General features: G+C 34.2%; 17 protein-coding genes. 11 read left to right on the top strand and 6 right to left on the bottom strand.

Features of this window, described 5'->3' with window-relative positions:
• Position 1: 1 nt before the first annotated feature.
• Complete coding sequence (locus GR162_RS06175) at positions 2 to 2,941, bottom strand: SusC/RagA family TonB-linked outer membrane protein (RefSeq protein WP_370516233.1); 2,940 nt, start codon at positions 2,939 to 2,941, stop codon at positions 2 to 4.
• A 616-nt stretch (positions 2,942 to 3,557) separates the two neighbouring features.
• Here GR162_RS06175 and GR162_RS06170 point away from each other — a divergent pair.
• Positions 3,558 to 3,782 carry a helix-turn-helix domain-containing protein gene (locus GR162_RS06170; protein WP_160781390.1) on the top strand — a complete coding sequence of 75 codons (225 nt, stop codon included), beginning with the start codon at positions 3,558 to 3,560 and terminating at the stop codon, positions 3,780 to 3,782.
• A gap of 25 nt (positions 3,783 to 3,807) precedes the next feature.
• Here the strand turns inward: GR162_RS06170 and GR162_RS06165 are convergent, their stop codons facing one another.
• From GR162_RS06165 to GR162_RS06145, 5 genes are all read right to left on the bottom strand, one after another.
• Positions 3,808 to 5,412 carry an N-6 DNA methylase gene (locus GR162_RS06165; protein ID WP_160781389.1) on the bottom strand — a complete coding sequence of 535 codons (1,605 nt, stop codon included), beginning with the start codon at positions 5,410 to 5,412 and terminating at the stop codon, positions 3,808 to 3,810.
• Positions 5,409 to 6,005 (bottom strand): HNH endonuclease, encoded by a 597-nt coding sequence (locus tag GR162_RS06160; RefSeq protein ID WP_160781388.1) that lies wholly within the window; start codon positions 6,003 to 6,005, stop codon positions 5,409 to 5,411. Before GR162_RS06160 ends, GR162_RS06165 begins: the two co-directional genes overlap by 4 nt.
• Positions 5,998 to 6,657, bottom strand: coding sequence for a hypothetical protein (locus tag GR162_RS06155; RefSeq protein WP_160781387.1), 660 nt, complete (start codon positions 6,655 to 6,657; stop codon positions 5,998 to 6,000). The genes GR162_RS06160 and GR162_RS06155 overlap by 8 nt, the downstream gene beginning before the upstream one ends.
• Complete coding sequence (locus GR162_RS06150; RefSeq protein ID WP_160781386.1) at positions 6,650 to 9,079, bottom strand: ATP-binding protein; 2,430 nt, start codon at positions 9,077 to 9,079, stop codon at positions 6,650 to 6,652. Before GR162_RS06150 ends, GR162_RS06155 begins: the two co-directional genes overlap by 8 nt.
• Positions 9,080 to 9,307: 228 nt before the next feature.
• Positions 9,308 to 10,984: an AraC family transcriptional regulator gene (locus tag GR162_RS06145; RefSeq protein ID WP_160781385.1), complete on the bottom strand. Its 1,677-nt coding sequence runs from the start codon at positions 10,982 to 10,984 to the stop codon at positions 9,308 to 9,310.
• 340 nt (positions 10,985 to 11,324) lie between these two features.
• Between GR162_RS06145 and GR162_RS06140 the strand changes: the two genes are divergently transcribed.
• The 10 genes from GR162_RS06140 (at position 11,325) to GR162_RS06095 (ending at position 19,975) form a co-directional block, all read left to right on the top strand.
• Positions 11,325 to 12,017, top strand: coding sequence for a hypothetical protein (locus tag GR162_RS06140; RefSeq protein ID WP_160781384.1), 693 nt, complete (start codon positions 11,325 to 11,327; stop codon positions 12,015 to 12,017).
• Positions 12,018 to 12,293: 276 nt separating this feature from the next.
• Positions 12,294 to 13,181 (top strand): helix-turn-helix transcriptional regulator, encoded by an 888-nt coding sequence (locus tag GR162_RS06135; protein WP_160781383.1) that lies wholly within the window; start codon positions 12,294 to 12,296, stop codon positions 13,179 to 13,181.
• A gap of 35 nt (positions 13,182 to 13,216) precedes the next feature.
• Entirely contained in the window at positions 13,217 to 14,389 is a 1,173-nt protein-coding gene (locus GR162_RS06130; RefSeq protein WP_160781382.1) for a hypothetical protein, read from the top strand.
• A gap of 59 nt (positions 14,390 to 14,448) precedes the next feature.
• Positions 14,449 to 14,646, top strand: a complete 198-nt coding sequence (locus tag GR162_RS06125) for a YqaE/Pmp3 family membrane protein (RefSeq protein WP_160781381.1) — start codon at positions 14,449 to 14,451, stop codon at positions 14,644 to 14,646.
• A 237-nt stretch (positions 14,647 to 14,883) separates the two neighbouring features.
• Positions 14,884 to 15,372, top strand: a complete 489-nt coding sequence (locus GR162_RS06120) for a hypothetical protein (protein ID WP_160781380.1) — start codon at positions 14,884 to 14,886, stop codon at positions 15,370 to 15,372.
• A gap of 125 nt (positions 15,373 to 15,497) precedes the next feature.
• Positions 15,498 to 15,836, top strand: coding sequence for a DUF4134 domain-containing protein (locus GR162_RS06115; protein WP_113678690.1), 339 nt, complete (start codon positions 15,498 to 15,500; stop codon positions 15,834 to 15,836).
• Positions 15,836 to 16,147 (top strand): DUF4133 domain-containing protein, encoded by a 312-nt coding sequence (locus tag GR162_RS06110; RefSeq protein ID WP_160781379.1) that lies wholly within the window; start codon positions 15,836 to 15,838, stop codon positions 16,145 to 16,147. Before GR162_RS06115 ends, GR162_RS06110 begins: the two co-directional genes overlap by 1 nt.
• Positions 16,148 to 16,178: 31 nt before the next feature.
• Positions 16,179 to 18,647, top strand: coding sequence for a TraG family conjugative transposon ATPase (locus GR162_RS06105; RefSeq protein ID WP_160781378.1), 2,469 nt, complete (start codon positions 16,179 to 16,181; stop codon positions 18,645 to 18,647).
• A 12-nt stretch (positions 18,648 to 18,659) separates the two neighbouring features.
• Positions 18,660 to 19,343: a conjugal transfer protein TraI gene (locus GR162_RS06100; protein ID WP_160781377.1), complete on the top strand. Its 684-nt coding sequence runs from the start codon at positions 18,660 to 18,662 to the stop codon at positions 19,341 to 19,343.
• Between the two features lie 14 nt (positions 19,344 to 19,357).
• On the top strand, positions 19,358 to 19,975 hold the full coding sequence (locus GR162_RS06095; protein ID WP_160781376.1) for a hypothetical protein: 618 nt from the start codon (positions 19,358 to 19,360) through the stop codon (positions 19,973 to 19,975).
• The last annotated feature ends 1 nt before the right edge of the window (position 19,976 follow it).

Raw genomic sequence — 19,976 nt, 5'->3', positions numbered from 1 at the left:
TTTAAAAAGTTAGCTGTATGCCAAAAGTCATTATTTTTAATGGCGGAAGAAATCCTGTGCTTATGAATTCGGGATCTCCATCTTTGTATTTGGTAAAGGTGAGCAGGTTCTGGCCCTGGGCAAACAGTCTGCACTGAGTCTTAAATCCTGTCAGCGGAAGATCATAGGATAATGAAATATTTTTAAGCCTTATGAAGGAGGCATCACTTACTGCTGCCGTGCTTTCACTAAATCGTGATCCTGCAGTTACCGCGGCTGCGTTATATCCGGCAGTAAAAATCTGGTAAGAAGCTGTATCTCCGGGATTCTGCCAGCTGTCTTTCAGTTTCTCTGGCTGGTTATACATCTGTCCTGCAGGACCTACCGGATAATTGTAGTTTTTCTGGCTAGCAAATTGAAACAAAAAATCAAGCTTTATGCCTTTATAGCTCAGCTGATTCTGAAGCCCGCCGAAATATTCCGGATTCAGGTCACAGATGATTTGTTTGTCACCAGCGGCTGTTATTTTACCGTCGTTATTCAGATCATTGAACTGATAGATGCCCGTCATGGGATCAATGGGTTTATAGTCGTATAAAAGAACAATGTTCAATGGTTTATTAATGCGGTATCTCTGGCTGTAGGTTGACCCTTCAAGTCCCGGAAAACTAAGCAGTTTGTTTTTTGAAAAGCTGATATTCAGATTTGAAATCCATTGAAAAGCTCCCTTGTTTAGATTTACAGTACGGAGCGTAAATTCTAAACCGGAATTTTCCACTTCGGCATCAAGGTTTGACTGAAGGCTCTGAAAGCCTGTAGTTGAAGCCATTGGTATACCTACCAGCTGATTAGAAGATCGATTTCTGTACCAAGCAGCCGTCAAAAAAAGCTTATCCTGTAGAAAACCAGTTTCAATTGCTGCTTCCAGTTTTCTATTGGTTTCCCATGCAAAATTCGGGTTATAGAGGCTCGTTGGCTGTAAACCTACATTTCCATTGTATAATACTCCTGATACAGAATAAGTATCAAGGAATTTGTAATCACCGATTTGATCGCTGCCGGTTGTTCCGTAGCTGGCTCTTAATTTACCAAATGAGAGCCAATGGAGACCTTTGGCAAAGTTCTCTTTTGAAAAAAGCCAAGCAGCTCCTGCGGCTCCAAAAAAGGCAAACTGATTTCCTGGACCAAAACGGCTGGAACCATCGCGGCGTGCCGTAAGGTTTAAAATATAACGTTCTTTATAGTTATAATTGGCTCTTCCAAAGAATGCCTGATATTTGTAGAGGGTCTCGGTGTCTGCAACTGCACGTACTGTGGTAGCAGAAGAGAGGTTATAAATTAGGCTATTGGATGGGAATCCTGTCCCGGACTGTATAAGCTGATCGGTTGACTGGTTCTGAAAAGTAGCCCCAAGAAGAAGTTCCAGTTTTCCTGCACTGAGATTTGAGTTCCAAGCGACCTGCGGTTCCACAATCCATGAATTCCGGCTGGTATTGTTCAGAAATAGTGTAGAGTACGAACTGTTGTAATTAAGTTTAGGGTCATATATTGTAGAAGGCGAAATCCTGGTTTCGGTATGGCGCAGATCGCTGTACCCAAAACTGCTTTTTATTAGAAGCTTCTCTGTTATTTCATAAGTCAGTACCGTATTGGCAAGGAAATCATAGCTTTTGGATTCGAATTTTGCCGGCAGATTAGCGAGCGGGTTCTGCCATGTACTGCCTTCCCAATTGAGGCTTCCATCCTTATTGTACAAAGCAGGAGCGTTTGGAGCCAATGTCTGTGCTACAATAGTAAGATCCGAAGACGGCTGGTCATTATCCTGAACTGTATATCCTGTTGAGAATTGTATTTTGAATTTCTGATTTTCTGACCGGTGGTTCAGACTAAACTGTGAACCGCCTTTTTTATACAGGAAATCACCGGGATAAACGGTAGTTTCAGTATGATAGTTTCCGCTGAGAAGAAAATTGGTATTTTGTGATCCTCCAGAAACAGTACCCTGCAGATCTGTAATAACAGAAGTACCTCCAAGGAGCCCTTTCTGCCAGTCCGTATATCGGTTCTGGTCCCATTTTCCATTAATATCATAGGCTGAAGCAGGATAGGTGGTTACACCGTCATTTGCAAAAGCCTTGCGCCGCATTGCTAAATACTGGGAAGTATCCATTAGTTTTATAAATTTGGTAACACTCCCGGCTCCTGTAGTTGCATTTACTGTAAATGTCGTTTTTCCGCTTTTCCCTTTTTTTGTAGTAATCAGTACAACACCGTTTGCACCACGTGAACCGTAAATAGAGGTTGCATCGGCATCTTTAAGCACTTCAATGCTCTCGATCTGGTCCGGATTGATTCCGTTAAGAGGGCTGGTCAATGTTGGGAAAAGAGTTGCGGTCTGACCGTGACCGACAGTGTCAGAGGAATAGGGTACGCCGTCTATAAGATACAGGGGGCCATTTCCTTCAGCCCGCAGACTGTTTTGTCCTCTTATTTTTATATCAAAACCTCCGCCGGGCACTCCTGTAGTCTGGATGATCGAAACTCCCGCCATCCTTCCCTGCATTGTGGCAAGGACATTGGTCACAGGCTGTGTTTCAATATCCTTAGAGGTTATGCGGGCAATGCTTCCTGTACGTTCGCTTTCCTTAACAGAATAATAGCCGGCATTGACACGCACTTCCTGCAGGGTCGTGGTATCATACTCCAATTTAATGTCAATCTTGCTATTGCCTCTCACAGGAACAAGTTTTGTCTTAAAACCGAGAAATGAAACCAAGAGCGTATCATTGGGCGATACATTTATGGAATACTGTCCGTTGTAATCTGTGATTGTCGCATTATTTCCCCGTCCCTTTACAGCAACGGTGACACCGGGAAGGGGAGCAGTTCCATCGCTGACGGTTCCCTGAACCTGATGCTGCTGATAAGAGAAAGTGAAATGCCGTTTCGAATTTCCGGCCATAGATGATGAAAAAGACAGCAATATGCCAGCAAAAAAAAGGCAATAAAGCGCTTTCCCATCCTTGTAAAATGAAAAATAATTCATAATATTGGGATTGGTTAGTTAAATATGATTTGATTAGCTATAAGCTCTCTATATTAGTTTGGCGACGAGATAGAGAGCTATTTTTATTATTTTACATTACTATTAAATTTAAATTTTAAACAGACAAAATTCACATTTAAAAATGCGATTTGAAAAAATAGTGAAGAGTTGCTAGAATCAGGAAAGAAATTGCCAAAACTGAAAAAAGGGCAGGTACTCATCTTAAACGTTACCGAGGTACTGGCGGTACCCTACCACGAATAAGTGAGCCCACGCCCAATATAAGGCGTGAGCATTAGCACTTATCATCTCGTGGTTACTTTAAACGCCAGTTTTCGATAACGAGATTCAAAGCGAATGCTTCAAATATTTTTATGAAGAATCGCAAAATTATTTAATTATAAATTCTAATACAACTTTAATCATCGTTAATTAGAATATTCAACAAATATAACAAAAAAAATCAATTTGTTATAAGTTCTTATAACATTTTTAATTAAAAATATTACGCCTTTTGTTTAAAGACAAAAATATGGAAATGAATAAGGAGGCAGATCTTAAGAAATTTGGAGTGCATGTTAAAAAAATTCGTACTGAATTAGGTTTAAGTCAAGATGATGTGGTTTTAAATAGTGAAAGATTAATTAAAGCAACAATCAGCGATATTGAAAATGGGAAACGAAATTTTTCATATACAACACTACTTGATTTAGCAAAAGGACTTGGGAAACATCCAAAGGAACTACTGGATTATTAAAAAAAATAGACACTTATCGAAGTGTCTAATTTTTTTTTTGTCGTTTATTAATTAATTTTTTTCTAATTGATTCAATTTCATTTATTTCACTGTTGTTGAGTCCAAGTACTTTATTAAGAATTGTGTAGTTATTCTGTTCTAATACCTCATTAATAGAATTTATTTTTGAAAAATAATTTTCAAAATTTTCAAAATAATTACAAATAGTATACGGTACAGGTAAAGTTCTAAATTCATTAGGAGTCAATTCAAGTACTCCTCCTCCATAATATCTGCCTTCTAATTCTGCAAATGTTAGTGTTAATGAGTTGTAGAATGAGAAAATAAAGTTGTTCAAGTCATAACCTGTTTTCATATGAATTTTATAAGCGCTATCAGTAACTCGAACATTGGCATCATTTTTAACAATTTTCGGATATTCATGCGCTCGTTTAAAAAAGAAAGCTTCTGGTGCGTTACCTATATTTGGAACCTTGTACCATGAGGTCCGCTGCTTGGCTTTAAAACCGTTATGAAGATCTTTTTTTATTCCTAATTCAAGATACTCTAGTAAGTTTTGAGTTATATCTTTATGATCAACATCATTAAAATCCAAAAGAAAACAAGGTTTATTTTGGTAAATCAAGTTTTTAAAATCATCTGCTGAAAATGTGATTCCTTTATCAATAAATAATCCTTTTTGTAAAATAGGTTTTACATATTTTTGAAGACTGTATTTTTCGACAGTTTCGTTATTGATTATAAAGAAATTATTTGCAGCAGTTACAATGCCTGCACTATTACTAACATAGTGAGAAACGCTTTCTAACTTATTCTTCAAATTTTCTAAAAAATCATATTCTTCTGGTCTAATTAAATGATGTGTCCATTTTTTGTTTGACGATTCTAAAGCAGTATTTTTAGTAAATTCAAATTTATTATTTTCGAAATCATCTAAGGATGCAATATTAGTATAAAATACACCTTTATCAATGTGTTTTTTGTAGCCTATAATTAACACTGTATCTTGACCTTTACATTCTTGAAATTGAAGTTCATTAAAAGTGAAGATTTCCAATCTTTCAAACGACTCTTTTAGTAAAGTCCTGATCTCTTCAGTAAATTTTACCTGTAACAATTCCAGAGGAAGAATTAATGCAATTAATCCATCTACCTTTACTTTACTAATTCCACTAATAACAAAAGAAGTCCAAATATTATTAATACTTCGATCAGACAAATTTTTATCTAAATGTATTTTTTTACATAAACTTTTTTGCTCTTCATTTAAAAGCGACTTTTTAACATAGGGAGGATTCCCTATAAATAATGAGTATTTCTTTTTGTCACTAAAATGAAAATCTAAATAATCAGAATGAAGGGTTTTTAATTTGATTTTAGAATTAAGATTTAAATTTCTTACTTTATCTAGTTCATCTAAATCCTGCTCTACTGCTGTAATATTAATTTTTTTAAAATTTAAAAGTTGACTACTGTTCGAAATTGAATTTACAAATGATCCATCTCCAACACTAGGCTCAAGTATCAAAAGTTCATCTTTTCCACTAATATTTGCGAAACAATATTCAACTACTACATTCGCAAGTCTATTTGGTGTATAAAATGAACCTGAGTGTTTTTTATTTTTCATAAATTTCTAAGTTCATCCCTGTAATTATCATAAGCAACAAATAGTTTAATTATTCTATCTTTTATATGTTCAGGGAGAATATGTAATTTGTCGTTTTCTTTAATTTGTTTAATAACTGGTTCCAATTGTTCCAATTGCCAAATTACTTTGTGATGGGGTTTATGTAAATTCATGCTAAGATACATCCATCTACCTAGATTTGTAAGTGCGACGATATTACCAATTTGATCTCTATCAAAATGTGTTAAGTAATCCTTGTCGCATGGATCTACGAAGCCTTGGTCATTTTTGTGAGAAACATTTTGATCGTCTGTTGGCCACTTATTTCTTTTAGCGTTATTACAGGAACGACATGAATAAACTAGATTACTATAATCTGTATGTGATTTTATAGTAAGGAAAATTTTTTTGTTTCTTTTAACAGGAATAAAATGATCTACTTCGTAAAAAGCTGTTTTCCAAGAATCAGGAGCATTACAATAGCCACATCTAGAAAGAAAATCAATCTTTAAGTTAGGTTTATGATCAGAATATTTTGCAACTATCTCTGTTATGTTTCGTCTAGTCGGTGTATGGAAACGAAAATTACTCATTTTTACTTAAGTTATTTAGTGCATCTAATATTTCCTTTGTTTCTGCCGCAAATTCATCAAATTTTGTTAGGCTCGACTGTTTAAGTAGACTTTCTGGTAAGACCTTTGCTTGAGGATAAATTTTGTCTAAAAATGCGTAATTGTCTAGCATTAAAACTTCGTCCTCAACTGACAATCCATTTTCGGATTGATTTCTTTTTTCAACTAGATCTAAAATAACTTTCTGAGCTTCATTTATACTACTTATATAGTTTTCTATCTTATTAGTTATTCTTTGAATAAGTATATTTGGTTTTGTATCTAATTCCTCTTTTAAGCGTAAAATATCTCCATCTATCACATGATCTAAAACATCATCTTCTTCTTTACTAGTAATTATAAAAACAGGAAAATACGGATATTTGGCCAAAAGTGCATCAATTATTTCGTCTCCGTTAAATTGTACAATTGCTGCTTCTGTCAATTCAAAATCAACAATTAGACAATCAAGTTCAGCTTCTTCAATTTGTAATATAAGATTTTCAATTGTTAGTTCAGAATTAAGTTCGAAAGTAACAATATCAAATGCTGATTTTAATTGTCTCCTAAATTTATCAACAAACTGCGGTTCTTCATCTACGTAACCAATGCAATATCTATGTAAATCATTCATAGCTTTCTTTTCTTAATGGTAAATATATTCCTAGTTTAAATCCAATATTAGTTTCTAAAATTTCAATTTCTCCTTTATAATCCTCAACAATTGCTTTTGCTAAATACATCCCAATTCCTGTACCTATTTTATTTCCTTTTTTATCAACTTTGGAGGTTTCGAATGGTAGAAATATATCATTTGGATCCTTTTCATAATCTTTTGATAAGCCTGCACCAGTATCTGAAAAATATATTTTTAGTAGATTTTCATCAGTTTCAAATGAAATTTCGATATCCCGGCTGTGATTATCTTTTCTTCTCTTAAATGAATCAAGAGAATTTATTAGCATATTGTTAAAAAGTGTATCAAAATCAATAGCAAATGCTCTGACATGAGTAGAGGATTTTAGCTTACTTATAATCCTTAAATTTACGATTCTTCTTTTTAGCGCGTTATCCCAATTACTTTTAAAAGTATGAAAGTATTCTTCTATATTTAAATTTGATCGTTTTCTTTTATCTTTTCGTAAGGCAGATAGAGAATAATCTAGCCAATGTTTGATTTGAACGTCTTGCTCTCTCATATGATGAAGCATTACAAAAGGATTGTCTTCACGAGGAATATTTTTCATATCATATCCCTCCAAAAGATTTTCAAGAACTGTTTTCATCTCATCTGTCCTAGATATTAACAATGTTCTCAAACTTCTTAACTCATGCGCGAAAGATGCAACAATTAATCCTGTTCCTGACAAACTTCGTAATAATCTAATCTCATTATCTTTTTCTTCTATTTCTACTTTCTGACTTTGAAATCCTGTTGCTAACGCAATTTCATCTGGTGTAGGTATGTTTGTATTGGTTCTTTCATTGCCTTTATCTGTTTCATGTACTGGATTCTGGTTTTCATTTTTTTTTCTATTGGCCTCTTCTTCTAAAATTCTTCTTGCAAGTTCTTCAGCTTGTCTTTTAGCGAGCTCTTCAAGATTGGTTTCTTTAAAAAGTTCTGAAAAAGAAAACATAATTTGATTACGATCCTTTTCGAACTGTGCAATAATACCTTTTAGAATAGATTTGAATAACTCAAAAACTTCGTTTTCCTGAATTCCCTCTCGTCCAGATTTATCTTGAAAGCTTAAATTAGTTAAACGAGAAATATTAACTGTCCCAGAAATTTGATTAGGTCTTATGCGATATGCACCTAATCTTTGTCCAGCTCCCTGTGGGCTTTGAGCTTGTCTTTCTCCAAGTTTTAACCAATCTTCACCATATTCACCGTATGGACGAACTCGGAAATCATCTCTAAAGATTTTTATTCCACCGAATTTTTTTAACCAAGCGCGACGAGAAGAACTATTAAATTCTTTATAAGGATATTTTTTAGTATCAGATTCGTTCTTATCGTCGCTCTTTGTGTTTTTTAGATAATAAAAAGAAAAATCAAATTTTCCTATTTTCTCTAATAAATTGTCTTTATCTACTTCGCTATGACCTTTTACTAACTCATTTATAGGAACACTATATGTGAAATATTGTGATCTAAAAGTTTCAAAATCATAGGGGAAATTTTTCATAGTTGGTCGGGTAAAAACCTTGCTATAATTTTTCTCAATCTGACGTAAATCTAATTCATTTCGGTAAATTGTAATTTCAACCGTTTTGCTCTCATCATTCAAATAATTTGCAAATAATTTATAGTCATAGTCGTCAAAATATACACCAGAAAGATGACCAAAACTACCAGGATATTTATTTGAATAAAGCGCTATATCAAATGATGGTTGTTCTCTTGGAGGAATTAGAATTTCTAAATTTTCAAACAGTTTAAAAATTTCCTCCTCACTCCATTTTTCTCTTAGATTTGATATTTTAATTATAGTTCCGTTATTAAATGAAGCATCATTCTGAGAAATATACTCTAATAGGTTCGAAGAAAGGCTACTAATTTTAGTAAGTGTAGAAATGTAATCAAGATTTGATAAAGGTTCAAGAACTGCATTTACTTGTGATATTGAAATTCCTTTTTGATTGAAATCATTCCAGTCAACCCTCCAATAATTTCCATCAGTTGAATTTCTAGGTAGAGTAAACATTTCTGAGTTTTCACCAAGACGATCCAGTGCAAAACGACCAATACCTTTCGCCCCACTTTTAATTCTTCCACCTGCTGTTGAGTAGTTACTTTCTTTATTGTCAGTTCCTATCATCATCCAATTGTCTCTAATTATAGATTCTGTCATCCCGTCACCATTATCAATTATATACAATGAATGCTTTTTAAAATCTATATCAGTATTATCAAAAAGAATAATTGAAATATTTGAATCAGCGTCATAACAATTTTTCACAAGTTCTATAACCGCACCTTCTGCAGAAGAAAAGTTTTGCTGGCCAATTAGTTGAGCTGTTCTAGCTGAAACAGAAAAAGGAATTAAAGTCATTTTATAAATTTATTCAAATTTAAATTTTTAATTAAAGCACTACCTATTATAACTAGAACATTATTGAAAATAAATTTATTATTTTATTTCTAAATTATGATGCAATGTAAACAATCGATTTCTTTTGTTCTCACTGTACCTATTAGTTTATGAAATTTTCACAACTATGGTAATATATAGCAATGTAAATAATATATTTTAACAAAATTAAAAACATAAACGAATATATTAAATTTTCTTCTTAAGTTCTTCTATAAAAAAATTGACAGGTACTTCTGTTCTCGATTTAAAAGCATTTGCAAACTGCTGAGTACTTGTAAAACCAGCTTCTTCAGCCAAAGCAGCATTAGTATAATTCCGAGTCATTTTATTTTCCTTCAAGAGAGCAATTATATAATCAATCTTCAAATCATTGATATATTGCACAAACCGTTTATCTTTATAATGCGAAATAATTTTATATAAGTATTTTGAATTCGTATGGAGCATACCAGCCACTGTTGCCAAACGAACATCTTTGGCTAAAAATTTCTTTTCTGACTCAAATTTTCCCAGTTCTTTCAATACAAAAGCGATAGTTTCTTCAGGAATATCAAGAACTTCTGCTTTTTCTTTTTTAAGCTTTAGGGTTGGTTTGTCTAATGAAGCAGGACTACGCATTACTTCGTCGAACTTCTTTTTATAAAACTTTTTGTTTTTATGATAGCGATAGGTTAGGAACACTGAGAATGTAAAAAGTATTAGAACGATTGTGATCAAAATAACATCATAATATTTTTCCCTTTTAAGCTGTTTATGAATTTTTTCCCTCTCAACAAGCAGCTCTTTGGTATCGTATTGTTTATGAATTTTTGTAATTAGATATTTGTTGGTTTCATTTAATAAAGAATCCGCTTTTAGTAACTGGTCGATGTACAAAAGCTGGCTTTTCTGATCATTTTTACTTTTGTAATAATTGATAAGCAGTTCATAAACTTCACGAAGATCAGGACGCATATAATTCTTCTCTGTAAAAGTTTTATCAACTTTTAAAAAGTAGGGAAGAGCTTTCTCTTTTTTATTGAGAGCCCAATAACTTTTACCAATATAGAAATTCCCCACTGCCTCATTTGCAAAATCCTTATTTTCCCTAATACTGTCAAGAGAAGATTCTATGTTAACTATTGCAGAACCATAATTTTTTTTAAAGTATAAATTTATACCTTCTGAGTGCTTGAAATAAGGAATCATTTCCAAATTCTTTAGTCTTTCGCTCTCAGAAATTCCCTTCTTGTTAAATTCTGAGCATAATCCATAATTCCCAATTTTGTTATTAAGAACGCCTAGTGAATGAAGGCAATTCAAATAGGCTCTCGTATCTTCTTTTTTATAATATTCTAAACAATCCTGAAACAGTGAAATTGCCTCATCATAAAAGCCTAGTAAATATTTGACCTGAGCCATATGGTATTTCACCTTATAATGCTGGTATTTATCATCAGTTAGGGAGATGTAACTATTTGCAGTAATGTAATTATCAAAAGCACTTTCATATTTTTTTTGGCCATAAAACACAATCCCTTTTGAAAGGTACGCAGAACCTATTAAAGCATTATCTGTACTTTTTTTTGCTGCGTAGACCATACTGTCTGCATAAATAATTCTGATTTTTTCAGGAGATTGGTGCAAAATGTTCTGGTATGCATAAACAACCTCTTCCCAGTTTTTTTCGTTTAATGCCTTGTTGAGATAAGTGTTAAGGTATGGTGCTGCCTTGGAGCTGTCTTTCCTAAAGCTGTACATCTTATCATCGAGATAAGTATAACTTTTATTTTTAAGAGAGTCAGGAACTTTGATACTGTTTTTCTGACTGAACATAAAATTAGAAATGCACAGTAATGACAAGAGGACTAATAATTGTTTCATAGATTAAATATGTAGGGGAGACATTTCTTTCTATAAAATTGATCTTGAAAATTAGTGGACGATTCAGGATAATGTCATAAAAAGCAAACTTCAAATATAAACTAAATAATTGAATTGTAGGTAATTATGTACTTTTAAAAGTGGTATGGAATTCATGGAATTCCATATTATAAATTCATGGAAACCCATAGTTGTTGCCTTGTGTGAGGATTTTTATCGAAATAGATTTGCTTCGAATTCACGGGCAAAAATGTTTAGCAGGGTGCTGGATAAAAGTTCTGCCAATCCGGATGAAATGAACTGAGAAATTATTCTCATTTACTTTCAAAACTATTTAATCATGAAAAGTTTATTATTATGCATTGCAATTTCACTTTCAATGTTTTCTTGTACAAATGACAATGAAACTACAACTGAATTATCTAAAGATTTTAAAAATGAATCGACTTCTAAAGCAACAGATGCAGCAAATCCAAACAACCCATTTGATCAAATTGGACTGGATTATTATAATCATTTAAAAAATTTTGAATTGGAAAACGGACCCATAAAGAACCAAGTCCAACTTATTAAACAATTGCTTTATTTGACTGATAAAGGAGATATAAAGCGTAAAACAAGTAAAAGTGTTATTACTATCACACCTGAAATGATAGCAGTAATACTCGCTGACCCTGAAAACAAGTTAATTGAGCTTATCAATGATGCGTCTTTAAGTATCTCAGTTAAAAACAATTTGACTGGTTTCGTTAATGAATTAGTCGATAAACAGGATGATGATTACGATGATGTCCATAATTACATTCTAGATTATGAAGACGGCGTAATTGCAGATTCTGTACTAATACAGGATGAAAAAGATACTATTTTAAAGGTTTCTGCCATATCAAGGTATTCGCTATATGCAGAAGCGCGTAAGCGAGACAGAGACTGGGAAACTTCTGTAACCAATAAGCCGTCAAAAGGAATTGATCTCAAAGGAAATGAGATTACACTGGTTACACTAGCCGTTGTTTTCAATAATCTGTATTAAAAGAATTATGCTAAGATCTCTTAATATGAAACTGCAGCTTTTTTTATATTCATGTCTGATCTTAATTAATCTGGCAAGCCTCTATTTCATCATAGATCTTTTCCGGTATGATGAAATAGAAAGCCTGCTTCGATCTGGACAAGAGGGCGCAATATCTGTCCGCATCCTGGCTTACCTATTTTTCATTACCTGTCTGCTTAATCTCTATTTACTGTCTTATCTCATGATTAGGATAAGATTTAAGGATTAACGAAAAAGCATCAAACACCTATTAAGATGATAAAAGATCTCATTAATACTGACCTAAAAAAACTTCCTATAGAAGGGCTGGATATCCATATTATTAAAAAGTATGAAAGAATAACTTTAAACGATGAATTGTTTAAAACTGAAAATTTATCAATTTTATTAATTCGATCGGGTAGTTTAAAAATTAAACTTCAGGAAATAACTCAAGATTTAATATCTCATGAACTTATTGTAATCCCTAAAGATTCTTACTGCACTTTTTTAGAAGTTCGTGACAACCTACAGCTATATGTAATATTGTTTTCTTCGGATTTTGTACATAAGAACTGCCTTAAAAAAGATTTAGTAGAATCTTTGTACTTTTTTATAACTAAAGAACCTCTCAAGATTGCCTTGGAAGAAAAGGAATATCAGGTTTTGTCACTCATTTACAAGCTTATTTATTTTGTAAATCTAGATGCTACGCGAAATGGGAACGATAGCGATCTGCCTCGGATAAGTTTAAGTTTATTTCTTTACGAACTCAAACTAATTTATTCGAAACATTCAGCAAATTCAATAATCAGTTTTAATAGAAAGGAAAACCTTGTGATGCAGTTTTTAACTATTTTGTCAATACATTATAAAAAACAGCACTATGTAAAGTTTTATGCTGGTGCATTATTTGTTACTGCTGGATATTTAGATAAAGTAGTAAAAGAAATTACCGGAAAAAGCCCTAAAAGTTTAATAATTGATTCCTTAATTAGTGAATCTAAAATCCTGCTGGATGATCCTCATTATACTATTGCTGAAATAACACAGGAAATGGAGTTTAGCAGTGTTTCAGTATTTAGTAATTTTTTTAAAAAACATACCTCGACCTCCCCATCTATTTACCGCTCGAAATCTACAGAAGGATTTACTGCTCTATAGTTTTCGTTGTCTGGCCTACATTAAACAAGTGTACTATGAATACTATATATCCTTTAGAATGGTTAGATTATGTTATACTGCAAATACTAAATCCAAATAAATCGAATGTTACCATTTTAACTAAAACAGAAGTAACATTAATTACAGAAAATATTGTAAAAGAAGCGAATCATATTCAGGTTCGCATGAAGAATGAAATTTTTTCATTAGTTAAAAAGAGGCAGATACGATTACAGGTACGTAAGTACCATTCTAATTTAATATATCTTCTTGATAGTGCAGTTGAGAATCAGCAATGCAAGGAACTAAAGAAAAAAGACTTGGCAAAAGTTATAGAACTAACTATAAGCACGCTTGATGAGCTTCTTTCTTTTGTGGAAAATAGATTTTCTAATTTTCTGAGTCTTGATGAAAGAGTACCGATAACTTACCTTGCAGTAACGAGAAAAGAGTTAATTCATAAAATTGAGATGTTAGAAAAGAGGCCATTTGAAACGGAAAAGGAAAGAAGTACAATTGATATTATTAAAGATGCTTTATCTGAATCTGTTCAAATTTCACACAATAAAGCTTCTTTTAGACAAATTTTGTATGAGCGCCAGCTTATGAATCGTCTATTGGAAACATCATATCTAAATCAATCCTTATCTATATTTTCAGCATTAGATAAAATCTTAATTGAAACTAATTTCAACAGCAAGAGATATATTGATTTCCTTATCGACAATTTATCTGAAAATACTAGTCTTATCGAAGATGCAAATGAAAGGCTGAATTTTCTTATGTGTAATTCAAAAGAGTTAAATCAGCTGTATTCTAATGAAAATGTAACTTTTAATCCTGCTACAAAAAACATTAAAAGTATTCTACTGGACTGGTTTAGTTATGAGGCTGCGTATCTTGAGAGTCAGATTAATGCAGAACATTTGGTTTCAGAACAATTAGGCAAATCAAATGATAAAGTTGAATGCATTCTGTCAACTGATCAAATGGCTTTGATTTTACGAGCAAGTGATGAATCTAGGGTTTTAAAAGCAAGATCAATGAACTTGGTTTTTAAAACTATTGTTCCTTTTTTATCTACGCCTTTCAAAAAAGATCTTTCGTATCAATCTGTTCGAAGTAAATCTTATAATGCTGAGGACAGGGATAAGGAGATTGCTATCCAAACACTTAAAAAAATTATTGAAAAGATCAAGACATACTGAATAATCAATCTGCGTAACAAAACTGAATATTCACGACAAACTACTAAACATTCTAGATTATGACATTAATAGCAATATTTTTCCCTTCACTTTCCTTTTTCTTAAGGGGTAAGATTTTTACAGCAATCATTTGTCTCATTCTGCAGATTACTCTGATTGGCTGGATACCAGCGGCAATCTGGGCGGTTTTATCGCTTCAGAATTCACGTGCTGATAGACGTAATGCGCAATTAATTAAAGCGATGCGTTCAAAATAAAACGACTAATATCATTTGAAAGGCTTCTGTGGTTACTCTAACTGCAGAAGCCTTTTTTATTTATCAGTGTGAATATATACATATTATCTTCTGCTGACCAACAAACTCAAGGGGTACAAAAGGGTACAAGAAAAGTTGTACTTGTAGAAGCCTGATTCTAGTTGTTCCTTTGACATGTAAAATAAATCATATCTCCTCTAAAGATTTTGATTTGGATAGATAAATGTTGAATGATAAATGAAGAAGACTATGTTTGCAAATGTTTCATGGGGCAGCTACCTTACTGTCATAGGTGTAATCTTAATCGTATGGTATCTAGTAGTACTGCTTAAATTCTATAGAGGCGATTTAAAGGAATTTTTCTCCAGCGGGAAAAGAAATGGCAGCGACCCGCTTAAAAAATCTACAGGTTCTAGGTCTTTACTTCAAAGAAAAACACACACAGGTCTGTCATCGTCTTTTTCAGAATCTTTTGACACTTTAGATGATGCAGAAGAACTATCCGTCAGAATACTTCAAGCTGTAAAAGAAAGTGCCGAGAAAAACTTGTTTAAAGAACAATTCCAAAATTACCTGCGAATGGTTCTTGAAGAATATCCTTATGTGAAGATTTCTTCATTGCGTGAAGATGTAAACAATTTAATAGTCTCCGAAAGCGAAAAGCACCCTCAGTTTTCATTAACGTTTGCCGAAGCGGATCAGCTGTGGGAGGAGACTATTTCTTAAAACTCAGCGGAGGAATAACCCCTGTTCTCTCTGGTGCGGTATGGCTTTGTGTGACAAGATGATAGAGCTGTAACGGCGGTGTTCCTCTGCTTTTTAACTATAAATAATCTTTAAAATGATGTGTGATGAAAAAATGTTGGTGGAAGTTAAAGGAAGTAAATGAAGATAAAGTATTGTCATATGGCATCTTGTTATTATTGTTAGTGTATGAAACTAAAATTTATGCGCAAGACGGTGTAGCTGGAATTAACGAAGCAAATCAGAAAGTAAGAAGCTACTTCGATGCCGGTACGGAACTGATGTATGCAGTAGGCGCAATCCTAGGCCTTATCGGAGCTGTGAAAGTTTACCAAAAGTGGAATGCCGGTGATCCTGATACCGGAAAAGTAGCTGCCGCCTGGTTTGGCAGCTGTGTATTTCTTGTTGTGGTGGCTACTGTTATCAAATCTTTTTTCGGAGTCTAATGAACAGTGTGTATCAGATTAATAAGGGAATCAATCAAAGTATTGAATTTAAGGGGCTCAAAGCGCAATACATCTGGTACCTAGGTGGTGGAGTCGTATGTCTTATGATACTGTTTGCAATTCTCTATATCGTAGGTGTTCCTTCTTTGATATGTGTAGGTATTATTGGAGCTGTAGGTGGATTTTTGGTTTTTAAAATCTACAGGATGAGCAATCAATACGGTGAATATGGAATGATGAAAGCTTTCGCAAAAAAACAGATTCCAAAATTTATAAATGTAAAAAGCAGGGAAGTTTTTATAAAGATATAGCTGTAAAACGTTAAACAAAAAAAGGAGAGAGATGGGGAAGAGGATGGAAGATATATTGCCAATTATGGCAGTAGAACATGATTGCATATTATCAAAACAAGGTGATGTAACTGTAGTATTCAAGGCGGAGCTTCCCGAAATTTTTACGCTCTCGGACCAAGAGTATGAAGCCTTTCACCAGTCTTGGATAAAGGCATTGAAATTGCTGCCTAAACACTGCATTTTTCACAAACAGGACTGGTTTCTTGAAAAGAAACATGTGGCGGACTTTTCAAGCGATGACAGCAGTTTTTTGACAAGGAGCAGTGAGCGCTTCTTTAATGAAAGACCTTTTCTAGATCATACCTGTTATATTATGCTGACTAAGAAACCGGCAGGGAGGAAAAATTCCAGTTCTTTATTTTCCAGTCTTTTGAGGAATACATTGGTGCCTCAAGAAACGTTGAACCCTCAAATACTGCAGGATTTCATTGACAGTACGGGACAGTTTCGCAGGGTTATGGAAGACAGCGGATTTATAAAGCTTGAGCGCCTCAAAAATAATTCTCTTAAAAGTGAAAGCAGGAAGATTGGTATTATTGAACGGTATAGTCTTTTATCAGAGAGAGAAGATTCTTTTGTTTTTAACGACATAGTTTTTGATGAAGGGCTGAAGGTTGGCGATAAATACTGCCAGCTGTTTACTTTAGGTGATGCAGCAGATCTGCCTGGTTTATGCGGATCGAGGATTAATTTCGACCGTTATTCGACCGATAAAACAAAATTCAGCATTGGTTTTGCATCTACGCTGGGTCAGCTATTGTCCTGCAATCATATTTATAATCAGTATCTGTTTATTGAGGATGCGCAGAAAACAATCCAGAAACTCGAGAGTAAAAGATTGAGGCTTCAGTCGCTGTCTGCCTACAGCAGGGAGAACGTGATTGCCAGAGATGCAACTAATGATTTTCTTAATGAAGCTATATCCCAGCAGAGACTCCCTGTAAAAGCACATTTTAATGTCCTTGCCTGGAGTGCGGATAAAGAAGAACTAAAAGATATTAAAAACAAGGTTTCATCAGCACTGGCGCAGATGGATTCGGCTGCAAAACAGGAGACTGTAGGTGCACCGCAGATTTATTGGGCAGGAATGCCAGGGAATGCGGCAGATTTCCCGATGAATGATACTTTCGACAGTTTTACAGAGCAGGCGGTATGCTTCCTCAATATGGAAACTGGCTACAGATCGTCTCTTAGCCCTTGCGGTATAAGGCTCGGAGACAGGCTGACGGGAAAACCGGTTCATGTAGATATAAGCGACGAGCCTGTAAAAATGGGAATCTGCACCAATCGGAACAAATTCATTTTAGGACCTTCAGGAAGCGGTAAATCTTTTTTCACCAACCATATGGTAAGAAGTTATTGCGAGCAGGGCACACATATTGTTCTGGTAGATGTCGGGCATAGTTATAAGGGGCTTTGCGATATGGTTGGCGGCTATTATTTCACCTACGATGAAAAGAATCCGATTCGTTTTAATCCATTTTACATATCAGAGGGAGATAATCTCGATACTGAAAAAAAAGAAAGCATTAAAACACTGCTGCTGGCTCTTTGGAAGAAAGATGATGAAACTTTTAACCGCAGTGAGTATGTAGCACTTTCTAACGCCCTTCAGCTGTATTATGAGAAGTTAGAAATCAATTCGGATGTTTTTCCGTGCTTTAATAGTTTTTATGAATTCTTAAAAGATGATTTTGTTCCCATTCTGGAAAGCGACAAGGTTAAAGAAAAGGATTTTGATGTCAATAATTTTCTTTACGTACTGCGTCCCTATTATAAAGGAGGTGAGTTTGATTATCTGTTAAATGCCACGGAAAATCTGGAACTTTTAAAAGAGAGGTTTATTGTGTTCGAGCTAGATAACATTAAGGATCATCCAATTTTATTTCCGGTGGTTACCATCATTATTATGGAGGTCTTTATCAGCAAGATGAGAAAGCTGAAAGGGGTGCGTAAAATGATCCTGATTGAGGAAGCCTGGAAAGCTATTGCGAAGGAAGGAATGGCCGAATACATAAAGTATCTTTTCAAGACTGTCCGTAAATTTTTTGGTGAAGCTATAGTAGTCACTCAGGAAGTTGAAGATATAATTTCATCACCTGTAGTAAAACAGGCTATAATCAACAACAGTGACTGTAAAATCCTGTTAGACCAAAGCAAATACCAGAATAAATTTGATCAGATTCAGGAGCTGTTGGGACTGACTGAAAAAGAGAAAGCGCTTGTTCTCTCGGTCAACAAGGCAAACGATCCCAGCAAGAAATATAAGGAAGTGTTTATCTCACTGGGCGGAATGCTGTCAAAAGTGTATAGGACAGAAGTTTCTTTAGAGGAATACTTAGCTTATACAACAGAGGAAAGCGAAAAGGTGAAAATGAATGCCTACGCCAAAAAATTCGGCGGGGACATTAAAAAAGGAATTGCCGCGATGGCTCAGGAAATTCGAAGTGCAAATTAAATTAAAGAGAAAATGAAAAAGAAATTAGCAACTTGTTTTATTTGTCTTCTGCTGGTTGCAACTCCGGTCAGACCAGCTGAAAAAACAGCAGTACTGCCAATACTGGAAATCGTTAAAGCAGTGACAAAGAAAGTAATAAAAGCTATTGATCTTCGGATCCAGAAATTGCAGAACAAAACGATTTGGCTTCAGAATGCCCAAAAGCAGGTCGAAAATGTGCTCTCTAAACTTAAACTCGACGAAATCTCAGAATGGACGCAAAAGCAGAAAGATCTTTATAGAGGCTATTATGAAGAGCTTGCAAAAGTGAAATCAATTATCACTTACTATCAGAGGATAAAAGAAATTACTGCGAAGCAGACAAAGCTGGTTCAGGAATACGAAAGAGCATGGAATCTGTTTAGACAGGATAAACACTTTAAAGAAAGTGAGATTCGCTACATGGAGAAGGTCTATACCGGTATTTTAGAAGAAAGCATGAAGAATATCGATGAGATATTTTTGATACTTGATTCGTTTACTACACAGATGAGTGATTTGAAAAGACTGGAAATCATTAATAAAGCTGCCGACCAGATTGATGCTAATTACGATGATCTTACTATGTTCAATCAGCAGAATGTTTTATTGAGTCTGCAGAGGGCAAAAACAGAAGCAGATGTAAATCGTGTCAAAGAATTTTACGGAATACCATAATTCAGAGATAAATCATGAAAAAATTATTAATACCATTGCTTCTAATACTTGTATTTCAGCAAGGACTACAAGCGCAAGCCAAGCAGCGCAAGGAACTGCTTCTGCAGATTGCAGCACTTCAGGTTTATATTGATTATGCTAAAAAAGGTTATTCTGCCGTGTCAAAAGGACTCAATTTTATTGGTGATGCCAAAAGAGGAGAGGTAAACCTTCATGGTGATTATTTTGCATCTCTGGCAAAAGTTAATCCAAAAGTCAGAACCTACTACAAAGCTGCTGAAATTATTTCGCTGCAGTTTCAGATCTTGAAAATCTGTAAAGAGACTTTAGTCAGTTTAAAAACGCACGATTTATTTCATGGAAGCGAGCTGGATTATGTGGAACGTTCTTTTGTAAGACTGCTTCAAAGCTGCGATGACACACTCGAACAGCTTTTAGTCCTCACAATTGATTCGAAACTGGAGCTAAAAGATGACCAGAGAATTGAACGGATTGATATGCTGCATAAAAAAATGACAGATGATTACAATTTCTGTGCTTCATTCAGCAATGATGTAAAACTGCTTTCTCTTTCTAAGAGAGCAGTTCTAAATGATTCTAAAAGCATAAAAGCGTCATATGGATTAAATTAAA

The sequence above is a fragment of the Flavobacterium sp. HBTb2-11-1 genome (assembly GCF_009826975.1).
In the GTDB taxonomy this organism is placed as follows: Bacteria; Bacteroidota; Bacteroidia; order Flavobacteriales; family Flavobacteriaceae; genus Flavobacterium.
The sequence above is the reverse complement of the archived record's forward strand: the minus strand, read 5'-3'. Positions and strand labels throughout refer to the sequence as shown.

Bases quoted from the DNA above. Each gene is read 5' to 3' on its own strand.
- GR162_RS06175 (WP_370516233.1), bottom strand. From the start codon at position 2,941: ATGGCCGGAAATTCGAAACGGCATTTCACTTTCTCTTATCAGCAGCAT.
- GR162_RS06170 (WP_160781390.1), top strand. From the start codon at position 3,558: ATGGAAATGAATAAGGAGGCAGATCTTAAGAAATTTGGAGTGCATGTT.
- GR162_RS06165 (WP_160781389.1), bottom strand. From the start codon at position 5,412: ATGAAAAATAAAAAACACTCAGGTTCATTTTATACACCAAATAGACTT.
- GR162_RS06160 (WP_160781388.1), bottom strand. From the start codon at position 6,005: ATGAGTAATTTTCGTTTCCATACACCGACTAGACGAAACATAACAGAG.
- GR162_RS06155 (WP_160781387.1), bottom strand. From the start codon at position 6,657: ATGAATGATTTACATAGATATTGCATTGGTTACGTAGATGAAGAACCG.
- GR162_RS06150 (WP_160781386.1), bottom strand. From the start codon at position 9,079: ATGACTTTAATTCCTTTTTCTGTTTCAGCTAGAACAGCTCAACTAATT.
- GR162_RS06145 (WP_160781385.1), bottom strand. From the start codon at position 10,984: ATGAAACAATTATTAGTCCTCTTGTCATTACTGTGCATTTCTAATTTT.
- GR162_RS06140 (WP_160781384.1), top strand. From the start codon at position 11,325: ATGAAAAGTTTATTATTATGCATTGCAATTTCACTTTCAATGTTTTCT.
- GR162_RS06135 (WP_160781383.1), top strand. From the start codon at position 12,294: ATGATAAAAGATCTCATTAATACTGACCTAAAAAAACTTCCTATAGAA.
- GR162_RS06130 (WP_160781382.1), top strand. From the start codon at position 13,217: ATGAATACTATATATCCTTTAGAATGGTTAGATTATGTTATACTGCAA.
- GR162_RS06125 (WP_160781381.1), top strand. From the start codon at position 14,449: ATGACATTAATAGCAATATTTTTCCCTTCACTTTCCTTTTTCTTAAGG.
- GR162_RS06120 (WP_160781380.1), top strand. From the start codon at position 14,884: ATGAAGAAGACTATGTTTGCAAATGTTTCATGGGGCAGCTACCTTACT.
- GR162_RS06115 (WP_113678690.1), top strand. From the start codon at position 15,498: ATGAAAAAATGTTGGTGGAAGTTAAAGGAAGTAAATGAAGATAAAGTA.
- GR162_RS06110 (WP_160781379.1), top strand. From the start codon at position 15,836: ATGAACAGTGTGTATCAGATTAATAAGGGAATCAATCAAAGTATTGAA.
- GR162_RS06105 (WP_160781378.1), top strand. From the start codon at position 16,179: ATGGGGAAGAGGATGGAAGATATATTGCCAATTATGGCAGTAGAACAT.
- GR162_RS06100 (WP_160781377.1), top strand. From the start codon at position 18,660: ATGAAAAAGAAATTAGCAACTTGTTTTATTTGTCTTCTGCTGGTTGCA.
- GR162_RS06095 (WP_160781376.1), top strand. From the start codon at position 19,358: ATGAAAAAATTATTAATACCATTGCTTCTAATACTTGTATTTCAGCAA.